Genomic DNA, 12,558 nt, shown 5'->3' with positions numbered 1-12,558 from the left:
GTCAAGTTCATGCGCTACATAGACTTAAAACCCCTCGGAGGCCGGTGCTTTCTTGTGGGTGTGAGAACTCCGGGCTAGAGTTCGCCCCGACGCGAAGCGTCCACGGCGTAGTGACTCGCCCGAGCGGCCAGCGCCATGTATGTGAGCGAGGGATTCTGGCAGGCCGACGAAGTCATGCAGGCGCCGTCGACGACGAAGAGGTTGGGGGCGTCCCACGCCTGATTGTGGGCGTTCAGAACCGAAGTCGCCGGGTCTCGCCCCATGCGCGCCGTCCCCATCTCGTGGATGGTGAGGCCGGGCGGAAGCAGCTGGTAGTCGATGGAGATGTCCCGACCGCCGCCGGCTTCCAGCATCTCGGCCGCGTCTTCCGCCGCCTGCCGCATCATGGCTCGCTCGTTGTCGCCCCAGGCGCAACTGATGCGCAGGGTCGGTATGCCCCACTTGTCCACCTGCTCGGGATCCAGACGCACGTGGTTCTCCTCGCGGGGAAGGCACTCGCCGAATCCCTCGATGCCGAAGCTCCACGGCCCCGGGCTCAGCAGTTCGTTCTTGAAGTCCGCTCCGAACCCGGCCATGGACTCGCCCCGCCACCATCCGGCGCGTGATGCCGATCCCTGGTAGCCGTAGCCGCGCAGAAAGTCCGACCGCGGCTCGGTCACGTTGGCGAAGCGGGCGATGTAGATGCCGTTCGGGCGACGACCACGGATGACTCGATCTTCGTACCCGTCGAAGCTCGCGTGCGCGCCGACCCCCATGGTGTGATCCATAAGGTACTTGCCGAGCACGCCGCTGGAGTTGGCGAGGCCGTCCGGGAAGTCGGACGACTTCGAGTTGAGGAGAAGGCGAGTGGACTCGAGCGCCGATGCCGCCAGGAAGACCGTCCGTCCCGTGAATTCGAGCTCGTCGTGAGACTCGGCGTCCACGACCCGCACGCCCGACACCCGGCTCGAACGCGGGTCCCAGAGCACTTCGGCCACCACGCTGTTGGGGCGCAGAACGAGACGACCGGTGGCTTCGGCCGCCGGCAGGGTGGCGTTGATCGAGCTGAAGTAGCTTCGGGTGATGCAGCCCCGGTGACACGGGCCGCAGTAGTGGCAGGCGCGTCTCCCTTCGTGATCGACGGTGAGCACCGCCGTGCGACCGATGGTCATGCGTCGGTCGTCCCCGTAGGCGCGCGCGATGCCGTCCCGCACCTGCGCCTCGACGCACGACATCTCCATGGGCGGAAGGAAGACCCCGTCGGGCAACTGCGGCAGCCCCTCGGCCCGCCCGCTGATCCCGGCGAAGGCCTCCACATGGTCGTACCAGGGTGCGAGCTCCGCGTAGCGCAGCGGCCAGTCGACTCCGTTGCCGTCCTTGAGGTTCGCCTCGAAATCGAGATCGCTCAGCCGGTAGCTCTGCCGCGCCCACATGATCGAGCGACCGCCCACCTGTCTTCCGCGAATCCAGCTGAAGGGCTTGTCCGGATCGGTGGTGTAGGGATTTTCGATGTCGTTGACGAAGAATTTGCGAGCGACCTCGTCGCAGGCGTAGCAGTCGCGCTGGACCGGCTGTTCCGCCGCCAGAGCCTTGCGATCGTTCCAGCCCCGGTAGGTCATCTCGTGGGGCGGCAGGTGTTCGCCGTAGTCGCGTTCCGGAACGATCATGGGGCCGGCTTCAAGCACGAGCACGCTGGCGCCGAGCTCGCAGAGCTCCTTGGCGGCCCAGCCTCCCGACATGCCGGAGCCCACGACGATCACGTCGTATTCGTCTCTCTTCGGGCGGATGTTCACGGGCAGCCCTCCGGATTGGAGAGGGGGGCGCACCCCTCGAACCTGCGTACCGCGATGCGGTGGCCCAAGGCGGCGAGCCCCGCCTCGGAGGTGAAGTACGCGGTCAGGGTGAAGCGCTTCACGCCGTGGAAGAAGTGGCCGGAGGCGCGACCCTCGGAGCGTCGCCGCGTGAGGTCGTCGTCGAATTCGGCGATCATGATCGAGCGCTCTTCATCGGAGCACTCCGCGAAGACGGCGCCGAAGCGATCGACGGCCTGGACGTCCACGTCGTCGAGGCCGGCGAGGAAGGGCTCGCGTTCCGCGTCGTCGAGCCATCCGTCGACCAGAGCGGTCACGAACTCGGTTACGCCGGCCGCCTCCGCACCCGGGGTGTCGGTCCGCGGGATCACGATCTCGGCCATCGCCTCCAGGGCCCGCGCTCGTGTCGGCGTAAGGAGATCGGAAGGGGCTTGGTCGGCGGGCACGGAGGCTCGAACGCGCGCTCCGAAGGTCAAGAGTTCGGCCAGCGCCTCGGAGGATGTCGCCAGGGGAGCGCTCAGCGCCCCGCCCAGGAGCTGGACAGCTCTTCTTCTCTCCATAGTTTACTCCCGGGTCAATGAATCCCGCTCACTCTCGATCTTCACGCCGAGGCGACATGAACAACTATACCAGACGGGAAGCGCTCATGGCAACCGGGGCCGCATCGCTGGGGTTGGCGATACCGGGAGCATTGCCGGCCACCGGACCGGGCGGTCCCCTGCCGCCGGAGCAAGCGGACTCGGCGAGCGAGTCGGGCCGGCCGGGAGATGAGCCAGCCGCCACGCCTGTCCAGTCGGTCGCGCGCTGGTGCTTCGACGAGATACCCCTCGTGCCCTTCCTCCGCAGGATAGGTGAGATCGGCCTCACCGCCGTCGATCTTTTGACCGTGGACGAGTGGGCCGCGGCTCGGGACCACGGTCTCACGGTGTCGTGCGGCGACGTGGGAGCGGGCACCATCGAGGACGGGTTGAACGATCCAGCCAATCACCGGACCATCGTTGAGGCCTTCGAGACCCACGTGCCCCGGGCTGCGGCGGAAGGCGTGCCGAACGTCATCTGCTTCTTCGGCAACCGACGGGGCATGGAGGACCGGATCGGGATCGAGAACTCCATCCGCTGCCTCCGGGAGTGTGCGCCCATCGCCGAGGCCGAAGGGGTGACCATACTGGTCGAGGTTCTCAATTCGAAGCCGGGAGGCCACGTGGACTACATCGGCGACCACATGGCCTACGCCCTCGAGGTCATGCGAGCGGTCGCCTCGCCGCGGGTGCGCATTCTTTACGACATCTACCACATGCAGATCATGGAAGGCGACATCATCCGCACGCTGACGGACGCCCGCGAGTGGATCGGCCACTACCACACCGGCGGCGTGCCCGGGCGCGCCGAGATCGACGAGACCCAGGAGCTGCATTATCCGGCCATAGTCCGCGCCATCAGGGAGACCGGCTTCACCGGATTCATGGCGCACGAGTTCATTCCGCGGAGCGACGATCCGTTGGCGTCGCTGGCCGCCGCCGTGGAGCTCTGCGAAAGCGCGTAGCTATCGCCCAGCCGGTCCGCCGGCGATCAGGCGCCGTCGAAGCTCAGAGTCACGACGCCTCCGCCTTCGGGGGCGTTACCGAGCTCGACGGTGCCTCCCATGGCCTCCACGAGGCCCCGCGCGTGCGGTAGGCCCAACCCCAGCCCGTCGGGTGCGGTCGAGTAGAAGGGATCGAAGGCGCGTCGCTTCGCCTCGGCCGAAAAGCCCTCGCCCCGGTCGGATACGGTGATCTTCGATCTGCCGCCCTCGGAGGTAGCCACGACCTTGATGGGAGGTGTCCTGCCGAAACGGGCGGCGTTGTGGAAGATCAGGTAGAGGGCGTCCTTTAGGGTGTCTGGGTTGACCGCGACCCGCAAGGTCCCCTGAGGACGATATATCATCACCCTGACTCCCTGGTCGGCCCCGAACTCCCTCGCCACGGCCTGCAGGATCGGGACGAGCTCGTGGCTGCCGCTGGCGGGCTTCGGCTCCTCGAGGAAGGATCTGACATCGGCCAGATTTCCCAGGGCCTTCCTGATGACCTCGCGCAGCTCCTTCACGCCTGAACCGGCGTTCGCCTTCGCGAGCTCGCCCTTCACCTGCGAATCGAGATACCCGCTCACCCGGGCGACGGCTTCCTTGAAGGCGGCCCTGCGCTCCTCGTCGCGAAGCGTCCAACGGTCGCGGAGAGCGTCGGCGATCGCCGCCAGGGCCGAGTCGTCTCCGCCATCGGCGGGGAGTTCGCCGCGAGATAGACACCCCGCCAGTTCCCTCAGAGTCGCCTCCCTCCGGTTTCGCTCTTCCAGGAGTCCGTCGGCATGTCCGGCGGTCCGGCCTTCTTCCCGTCCTCTGGCCAATGCGGAGCGTTTTCCGAAGAGACGGCCGGCGAGGGCTCCGGCAAGGAGTGCGGCGACGGCGATTATGATTTCGTTGACCATGGATTCGGTGACGGAGTAGGTGACTGCCCGGCCCCAAAGATAGCCTGCCGACGGCCCTGCGCTATCTTTCGGCCATGAAGCGCAGCCGTCTCTTCGATCCACGTGAATACCTCGAGTGGCGGCCCGATCCCGCTCTCGTCGCCGAATACGCCCGAAGGATCGAGGCCGACCCGGAACGTGGCCGAACGGTCGCCGCGCTGGGCCGGGACGATCTGCTCCGCCTCTACCGCGATCTGCTGCTCACCCGCCTCCACGACATCGCCCTCAAGCGCTGGGTGCGCACCGGTGTGATTTCGAAGGCGTGGCTGGGAACGGGCGAAGAAGCTGTGACGGTGGGATGCTCCGCCGCTCTCGATCCCGGGCGCGACCTCGCCCTTCCCATGATCCGCAACGCCGGGGCGCTGCACATGATGGGGATGCCCCTGGCCGACATGTTCAGGGGCTACCTCGCCACTCCCGACTCGCCCACCGGCGGACGCGACCTCCACATCGGCCGGACGAGCGCGGAAGGTGCGGGCGTACTCCAGCCCATCAGCCACATGGGCACCAGTGCCACCGTCGCGGCCGGAGCCGCCATCGCCTTCAGGAAACGGGGCAGGGTCGCGCTGACCTGGATCGGCGACGGGGCTGCGCGTACGGCCGCCGCTCACGAGGGACTCGTCGTGGCCGCCGCGCTCGGAGTCCCCGCCGTCTTCGTGATCCAGAACAACCAGGTGGCCCTCGGGACCCGTCTCGACCAGCACACCGCCGGCGACCTGAACGCACTGCCCGAGGTCTACGGTCTGCCGAGACGGACATGCGACGGCAACAACGTTCTGGACGTCTATGCGGCGGCGAAGCAGGCGGTGGATCTCTGCCGGGCGGGCGAAGGACCGGCGGTGCTCGTCGCCGACACCTTCCGCATGGGCGGACACGCCACCCACGACGAAGCCGAAGCCAGAGCGACCTTCGACGACGCGCTCTTCACCGCGTGGGGGAAGCGCGACCCGATCGGGCTCTACGAGGAGCACCTGAAGGGGCTGGGGCTGACCGCCGACGAGCTGAAAGCGACGGAAGAGCAGGCGGAAGGAGATATCGAAGCCGCGGCGGCGGAGGCGCTGACCTCCAGGGAGCTGGAACACGACCCCCGGCGGGCCTGGTACGAAGGGATAACCGAAGGGGGCGTGCTGCACGGCCTCGATCTGCGGCCTTCCTGACCCCGGCCTTTCTCGGCCCTCGACCTCAGGCCGTTCGCCTCGTCGCACCGGTGCGGACCGGCGCGCCCGGCTAACCCGAGCCGCCCTCGACGGCGGCGACCGACCGCAGCAGGGCCCCCGCCTTGTGCAGAGTCTCCTCGAACTCGCGAGCCGGTACCGAGTCCGCCACGATGCCCGCCCCCGCCTGAACCCACGCCTCCCCGTCCTTGACGACGAGCGTGCGGATGGCGATGGCGGTGTCCATCCTCTCGCCTCCGTACGAGAAGTGACCGACGGCCCCGGCGTAGGGGCCTCGCCGCACCGGCTCGAGCTCGTCGACGATCTCCATCGCCCTGACCTTCGGAGCCCCGGAGACCGTCCCGGCGGGAAATGACGCCTTCAGCACGTCGATCGCTCCCAGCCCCTCGCGCGCCGTACCTTCAACTCTGCTGACCAGATGCATCACGTGAGAGTAACGCTCGATCACCATCAGTTCGGGTACGCTCACCGTGCCGTACTCGGAGACGCGTCCCACATCGTTCCTCCCCAGGTCCACGAGCATGCGGTGTTCGGCCAGCTCCTTCTCGTCGGCCTCGAGATCGAGGGCCAGCGCCTGGTCCTCTGCGGCGTCCTTGCCTCTGGGCCGGGTGCCGGCGATCGGGCGCACCGTGACCGTGCCGTCCTCCAGACGCACCAGCATCTCGGGGGACGACCCCGCGATCCATGCGCCGTCGAGTTCGAGGAAGTAGAGATAGGGGGAGGGATTCAGGGAGCGCAGCGTTCGGTAGAGGTCGAAGGGCGACGACTGCAGAGGGAGGCTCAGCCGCTGCGACAGCACGACCTGGAAGGCGTCTCCGGCCAGGATGTACTCGCGGATTTTCTCCACCCCGGCCTCGAACTCCCGCCTGCTCATCGAGGAGCGGTAGGCGACCTCTCGCCCGGTGGAGAGGGAGAGCGGAGTCGGGCCCTCTCCCTCCTGGAGCTTCGCGACAACCGCGTCGGCCTTGGCGACGGCTTCGGCGTAGGCGGCCTCGAGCACGGCGTCGGCGGCGCCTGGCGCGATCTCGGCCGGGGCGATGGCCATCGCGGTCCCGCGCAGGTTGTCGAGCGCGAGAACTACGTCGGTGAAGATGAGGAGGGCGTCCGGCAAGCCCTGGTCATCGGCGGCGGGGTCGGGGAGACGTTCGATAAGGCGTACGACGTCGTAGCTCAGGTATCCTACCGCTCCGCCCCAGAAGCGTGGCAGCCCCTCCACAGGTACCGGCGCTCGGGCGCGGAGACGTCGGTCGAGATCGGCGAGCGGATCGTCCACCTGTCTGGGCTGCCAGCCGGATTCCGGGGTCCACCACGACACTTCTCCGTCGGCGAGCCGCCAAGCCGCTGCCGGGCGGCTGCCCACGAAGGTGTAACGCGCCCACTGCTCGCCGCCCTCCACCGATTCCAGCAGGAAGCCGAAGGGGGGCTCGGTGAGCTTGGCGTATGCGGTGACGGCGGTCTCGGTGTCGAAGAGGAACTCGCGCCAGATCGGCACGAGCAAGGTGCCGGCGGTCGCGGCGGCATCGTCATTCGAAGGGGACTCGGCGGGGTCCGGAAGCGATCCGGAGGTCCCGCCGGCGCGGGAATCCTGCTCGAATTCGCGCACCAGGGCCCGGAATTCGTCGAGGGAGTGGGAGATTCGCATGGCGGAAAGGTAGCCGCAGGCCCCAAAAACTGGTCATATTGTGGTTTCGGGCCGGATCCCACTTCCGGCGAACAGCCGCAAGGCCGCACAGGCCGCCCCAAGCCATGAACGCAACAAACGAACCCGCAGTCCTCCGCTCGCTCTTCGGCCTCACCCCCGACGACGCCGCGCCGTACAAGGAGGCCGCCCTGGTCGGGCTCGGCGTCCTGATCCTCTACGCGATCACTCTGGCACCTTCGACGGCGTACTGGGACACGAGCGAATACATCGCCACCGCGCACATCCTCGGCATTCCTCACCCGCCCGGCAACCCGTTGTTCGTGGTCTTCGCGAAGGCGTGGTCGGTCCTGCTCGAGCCGTTCGGCCTACCGGTGGCTACCCGGGTCAACCTCTTCAGCGCCCTGATGAGCGCGAGCGCCCACGCGCTCTGGTTCCTCGTGATCCACCACGTGCTCCGCCATTTCTCGGATAGCCGAGTCTTCAGGGTCGTCGGGGCGACTGCGGCTGTCGCGGTAAGCGCCACCGCCTTCACCGTCTGGAGCCAGTCGAACGTCAACGAAAAGGTCTACACGGTCACGCTTCTCACCATCGCCCTCCTCTCCTGGCTCACATTCCTCTGGCAGGAACGGCTGGGCAGGGAGAGAAACGGCAACCTCCTAGTCCTCATGGCCTTCATCCTCGGGCTCAGCGTGGGCAACCACCTGATGGCGGCTCTCGCGGTTCCGGCCATCGTCATCTTCGTGCTCCTCGTGCATCCCCGCGCGCTCCTCGACCGGAGGCTCTACGTGGGCGTGCTGGCGGCGGCGTTCGCCGGGATGTCGATCCATCTCTTTCTACCGATTCGCGCCGCTCTGGAGCCTGTCATCAACGAAGGTGCGCCGGTCTGCGAGAACATCGGCTCGGCGCTCGCCTCGATCGCGTCCTACGGAAGCGTGGGATGCGAAGCCCTCTCCGAGTCTCTGGCCCGAAACCAGTATCAGAAGCCGCCCCTGGTCCCGAGACAGGCCGATATCGTCGCGCAAGTGGGCAACTACATTCAGTACTTCGACTGGCAGTGGGCGCGCAGCGTCAACGGAACCGACACCTTTCTGGGCTCGCTGAGGGCTCCGTTCACCGCACTCTTTACCGTGTTGGGCGCCTGGGGGGCGATCAGCCACTTCCGAAAGGATCGGCCCTCCTTCTACTATCTGGCGACTCTTTTCGTCACGCTCTCGGTCGGGCTGATCTGGTACATGAACTTCAAGTACGGATACTCGTACCCCGCCGATGGGCCGCAGGAAGTGCGCGAGCGCGACTACTTCTTTATCGGCTCGTTCTCGGTCTGGGGGCTATGGGCGGGGATGGGGATCGCGACGCTCTGGCGAAAGCTGGCCCGCGAGCGGAGTCTGACCTTGCTGCGGACGAGTCCGGTGCTTCTCGTCGCGCTCATCCCCCTCGCTCTGAACTGGCAGTGGGCCGACCGCAGCAGGGACTACTCCGCGAGGGACTGGGCTCACAACCTGCTCATGACCGTGGAGCCGTACGGGGTCATCTTCACGAACGGCGACAACGACACCTTCCCGCTCTGGTACCTCCAGGAGGTCGAAGGCATCCGCCGGGACGTGACCGTGGTCGTCACCTCGTACTTCAACATCGACTGGTACGTGCTTCAACTGAAGCGGATCACCGAGCCTTGCCCGACGGACACGGACCCCTCCGCCACCCCCACCCGGATCGTGTGTCAGCGAGAATACACCTACGAGAACACCGCTGCAGCCTATGTCTCGCCCGGCGAAGAGGAGGTCGCGCGGGCCCAAGGCAAGGTGCCCATCACGGTGCCGGGCGGCGTTCGCCGGCCTACGAGGTCCATCATCGCGATGTCCGACGACGAGATCGTCGCCCGGTCCAGCCGCGGCGAGGTTGCCATGGGTCCGCTCACGGCGGACAGCGTGCTCGTCTTCGATTTTCCCCGGGCCGAGAGCGAAGCGGAGGGCACTTTCCTCGAACCGTGGAAGCAGTATGCCATCCATCTCATCGTCAACGCCATTGACGACCGTCCCATCTACTTCGCGTCGGGCACGGGTCCGCCCTTGGCACTCCACCTGCGCGACCACATCGGCAGGCAGGGGCTGGCTTTCAGGGTGAGCCCCGAGCCCATGTCGGCCGCATCAGGGCCGGACTGGGTCTCGACCGCCGGCCGAGACTACTCTCGGATCATCGGCGACTGGGTGGATCGCACGCGAACCCGTCTTCTGGCCGAGGAGGTCTACATCCATCGCTCCGGGCTGCCGGACTGGCCGTTCTGGCCGGGACCCTCGACGTTGGGGATGCCCGGCTACTACTCCTCGGTGCGCCTGGCACTCGCGGAGGCGGCGATCGAGTCGGGAGACCAGGAGGACGCGGGGCTGCAGATCGCCCTCTACAACTCCTGGGCGCGACTCGCTCGGCCCGAGCTGGATCCGACCGACGAGTAAAATTCGACCAGGGCCTGAATCCCCTTCTCGAACTCGTTGATCCCGAACCACTCGTTGGGTGCGTGGAGATTGCAGCCGGGCAGACCGAACCCCAGAAGCAGGGCCGAGGCGCCCAGCAGCTCCTCGAAATCCGTGACGATCGGTATCGAACCGCCCTCGCCCTGAAGCACGGGCCGGACCCCGAACGCCGTCTCGAGCGCATCCGAGGCGATCTGCACCAACCCGGGGTCGAGATTGGCTCTCCAGGGCCGTCCGCCGTGGAGCTCGCGGACTTCGACCGCCACGCCCGGCGCCTTGACCCGGTCGATGTGGATCCTGAGCAGCTCGCCCACGCGCTCCGGACTCTGGTCGGGCACGAGCCGGAACGAAACCTTCGCCATGGCGTGATTGGGAAGGACGGTCTTGGCACCTTCGCCGGTGTAGCCGCCGAGCAGGCCGTTGACGTCGCAGGACGGGCGGAGCCAGAGGCGTTCGAGCGTGCTCCATCCCTCTTCGCCTGCCAGCGCAGGGACCTCCAGTTCGCTCCTGAACTTCTCGGGATCGAAGGGTAGCGAACGTACCCTGGCGAGAGTCTCGTCGTCCCACTCGATCACGTCGTCGTAGAAGCCCGGGACCGCGACCCTGCCGTCGGCGTCGTGGAGGGTGGCGATCAGTCGCGCGAGCTCGTTGGCAGGGTTCGCCACGGTACCGCCGAACTGACCCGAATGGAGGTCGGAGCGCGCTCCCGACACCTCGATCTCGAAGTAGGCCAGCCCGCGCAGCGAGAAGAGGATCGAAGGCAACCCCTCGGCGAACATGTTCGAGTCCGAGATGATCACGCAGTCGCAGGCGAGCCGCTCGGCGTGCTCCCGCACGAAGGGCGCCAGGTTGGCCGAGCCTACCTCCTCTTCGCCTTCCGCGAGGACCGTTACGTTGAACGGCAGTTCGCCTCTGGTGTGAAGATGCGCTTCCAGGGCGGCGAGATGCATGAAGAGCTGGCCCTTGTCGTCGGCCGCGCCGCGCGCGTAGATGCGTCCGTCGCGTTCCGTCGGATCGAAAGGCGGCGAGTCCCAGAGCTCGAGAGGTTCGGGCGGCTGAACGTCGTAGTGGCCGTAGATGAGCACGGAGGGGGCACCCTCGCCCGCCTCCCGCCAGCTTCCCAGTACGACGGGATGTCCGGGTGTGGGCATGATCTCCGCGGTCAGCCCGGTCGCCCGCATGCGCGCGGCCATCCAGTCGGCGGCGCGACGCATGTCGTGGGCGTGTTCGGATTTGGCGCTGACCGAGGGGATGCGAAGCAGATCGGTCAGCTCCCGGCGAAAGCGCGGCAGGTGTTCGACGGCGAACTCCCCGGGATCCATCACGTCATTCCGCGGACGCCCCAGCGGTAGAGGACGGCGCTGACGGTAGCCAGGAGCACCGCTCCCGCCATGCCCCCGATCGAGAGCGAGAGGGGTTCGTCGAGATGGAAGGTGCCCACCCCCAGCATTCCGCCGATGAGCGCTCCGAAGGCTCCCAGCACGGCGATCACCGCGGCGTGGCCGGGCTGTTCTCTGGGCTCGCGCCTGAGAGATTTGACCACGAGGCCGATCCCCGCACCGATGATCAGCCAGAGCGCGATTCCGATCCAGTTCTCCATTACGTCGTTTCCTATTCGGGAGTCATCCCTGCTTGCCCATCTTACGTTTCATTTCGGCGAGTCGAGCGTCGATGTCAGGCTCCGGCCTGGGCGGCGGGTCGAAATCCATGTGAGCGGAAGAGGTTGCGGCGTTCTCGTCGAGGGAGGCGGCGAAGCGGTCGAAATCCTCGAAGAGGTCGTCGCTGCCGGAGAAGGTGTTGCGGGCCTGCGTACGTCCCACGGCCGCCGCCAGGGAGTCGCGGCGCGACCGGGCCTCCTTCAACTGCTCTAGCATGCTCCGGGCTTCCGCGCGTCCGAGAGCCAGCTCCTCCTCAACCACTTCCAGCTTCTTCGTGAGCAGAACGACGCGCTCTTCGTGGCGTTGAGCATGAACGGCAGCGATCTCCGCCGTCTCGGGGTCGAGGGCCTTCCGGGCCAGCTTTTCCCTGCGGCGACAGGTGGCGGCGGCCGCACGCTCCTTCGTCAGCTTCGACTTCGTGCTCTCGATGTCGGCTTCGAGCCTCTTGAGCCCGGCCCGCACCTGCGTGATCTCGTCGGCCATGCCCCGGACGTGGCTGTCGACGCCGTCGACGACCCGCGTCTTTCCGAGCTCCCGGTTGAAGTTGTCGACCGCTTCCCGGAAGGCGGCGCGCAGATCCTCGAACATTGCGGCGGTTCAGTGAGCGTCGTTCAGCGAGCCTGTAAGACCTGCGTCACCCGTCAATTCAGATGAGGCTGGATGCTCCGGGCGAACGAATGCCTCGCCCGGTGGAGCCGGCTCTTCACCGTACCGAGATTGACTCCAGTGATCTGCGAGATCTCTTCGTAGCTCTTGCCCTCCAGCTCGCGCAAGCGGAAGACGTCCTGGTGATGCTCGGGCAGCGTCCTCACCGTGTCTTTGACCAGCTCCTCCAGAAAGCGCTTCCGATACATGTCGTCCGGGCGCATCGAGGAATCCTCGAACTGGAGCGGACGGTGATCGTCGTCCCAACTGCTCACCAGCTTCTGGAAGAGAACCAGCGGGCTGCGCGAACGGTTGCGGAGCTCGTTCTTGGAGAGATTGCTCGCGATGGTGTAGATCCAAGTGGAGAACTTCTTGGTCGTGTCGAAGCGCCTGAGGTGGCGAGTGACCCGGATGAAGGCCTCCTGCACGAGATCCTGCGCCCGATCCGGATCGCCGGTCTTCCTCGTGATGAAGTGCACGAGCCGGTCGCGATAGCGGTTGTAGAGGACGTCGAACGCACCGTGCCTGCCTACCAGGTGCGCACTCACCAGTTGCTCGTCGGAGAGCTCCGACAGCGGTGCGGAGGTCAGGAACTCGCCGATCGCCCCCAAGCTTGCCTCCGCCATGATGGACCTCCGTTTTGAATGACCCAGAACCCTCGCTTGGATACCAAGATAA

Annotated in this window: 11 protein-coding genes; 3 read left to right on the top strand and 8 right to left on the bottom strand. The window is 66.7% G+C overall.

All coding sequences use genetic code 11. The features are described from left to right. Positions 1-74: 74 nt before the first annotated feature. On the bottom strand, positions 75-1,718 hold the full coding sequence (locus J4G12_06140; GenBank protein ID MCE2455388.1) for a GMC family oxidoreductase: 1,644 nt from the start codon (positions 1,716-1,718) through the stop codon (positions 75-77). A gap of 50 nt (positions 1,719-1,768) precedes the next feature. Further along, positions 1,769-2,350: a gluconate 2-dehydrogenase subunit 3 family protein gene (locus J4G12_06135; protein ID MCE2455387.1), complete on the bottom strand. Its 582-nt coding sequence runs from the start codon at positions 2,348-2,350 to the stop codon at positions 1,769-1,771. A gap of 56 nt (positions 2,351-2,406) precedes the next feature. Here J4G12_06135 and J4G12_06130 point away from each other — a divergent pair, with 56 nt between their 5' ends. After that, complete coding sequence (locus J4G12_06130) at positions 2,407-3,333, top strand: TIM barrel protein (protein ID MCE2455386.1); 927 nt, start codon at positions 2,407-2,409, stop codon at positions 3,331-3,333. Between the two features lie 26 nt (positions 3,334-3,359). On the opposite strand, the gene J4G12_06125 is transcribed toward J4G12_06130, so the two are convergent. Beyond that, a complete protein-coding gene (locus J4G12_06125; GenBank protein ID MCE2455385.1) occupies positions 3,360-4,250 on the bottom strand; it encodes a HAMP domain-containing histidine kinase in 891 nt (296 codons plus the stop codon). 74 nt (positions 4,251-4,324) lie between these two features. Between J4G12_06125 and J4G12_06120 the strand changes: the two genes are divergently transcribed. Next, on the top strand, positions 4,325-5,446 hold the full coding sequence (locus J4G12_06120; protein ID MCE2455384.1) for a hypothetical protein: 1,122 nt from the start codon (positions 4,325-4,327) through the stop codon (positions 5,444-5,446). Positions 5,447-5,516: 70 nt separating this feature from the next. Here J4G12_06120 and trpE read toward each other — a convergent pair whose 3' ends face one another. Then, positions 5,517-7,106: an anthranilate synthase component I gene (gene trpE / locus J4G12_06115; GenBank protein MCE2455383.1), complete on the bottom strand. Its 1,590-nt coding sequence runs from the start codon at positions 7,104-7,106 to the stop codon at positions 5,517-5,519. Between the two features lie 104 nt (positions 7,107-7,210). Between trpE and J4G12_06110 the strand changes: the two genes are divergently transcribed. Continuing rightward, positions 7,211-9,559 carry a DUF2723 domain-containing protein gene (locus tag J4G12_06110; protein MCE2455382.1) on the top strand — a complete coding sequence of 783 codons (2,349 nt, stop codon included), beginning with the start codon at positions 7,211-7,213 and terminating at the stop codon, positions 9,557-9,559. On the opposite strand, the gene J4G12_06105 is transcribed toward J4G12_06110, so the two are convergent. From J4G12_06105 to J4G12_06090, 4 genes are read right to left on the bottom strand one after another with little or no spacing between them, the layout of a single operon-like run. Beyond that, positions 9,505-10,899, bottom strand: coding sequence for a dipeptidase (locus tag J4G12_06105; protein ID MCE2455381.1), 1,395 nt, complete (start codon positions 10,897-10,899; stop codon positions 9,505-9,507). The genes J4G12_06110 and J4G12_06105 overlap by 55 nt on opposite strands. Beyond that, on the bottom strand, positions 10,899-11,177 hold the full coding sequence (locus J4G12_06100; protein ID MCE2455380.1) for a hypothetical protein: 279 nt from the start codon (positions 11,175-11,177) through the stop codon (positions 10,899-10,901). Before J4G12_06100 ends, J4G12_06105 begins: the two co-directional genes overlap by 1 nt. A gap of 22 nt (positions 11,178-11,199) precedes the next feature. Next, positions 11,200-11,823: a hypothetical protein gene (locus tag J4G12_06095; protein MCE2455379.1), complete on the bottom strand. Its 624-nt coding sequence runs from the start codon at positions 11,821-11,823 to the stop codon at positions 11,200-11,202. A gap of 53 nt (positions 11,824-11,876) precedes the next feature. After that, the gene (locus J4G12_06090; protein ID MCE2455378.1) at positions 11,877-12,506 is read right to left on the bottom strand and encodes a sigma-70 family RNA polymerase sigma factor; all 630 of its coding nucleotides are present in this window, start codon (positions 12,504-12,506) and stop codon (positions 11,877-11,879) included. Positions 12,507-12,558: the final 52 nt, after the last annotated feature.

Source organism: Gemmatimonadota bacterium, assembly GCA_021295815.1.
Lineage (GTDB): Bacteria > Gemmatimonadota > Gemmatimonadetes > Longimicrobiales > Gaopeijiaceae > JAGWBQ01.
Note: the sequence above shows the minus strand (reverse complement) of the source record. Positions and strands in the feature narration are given on the sequence as shown.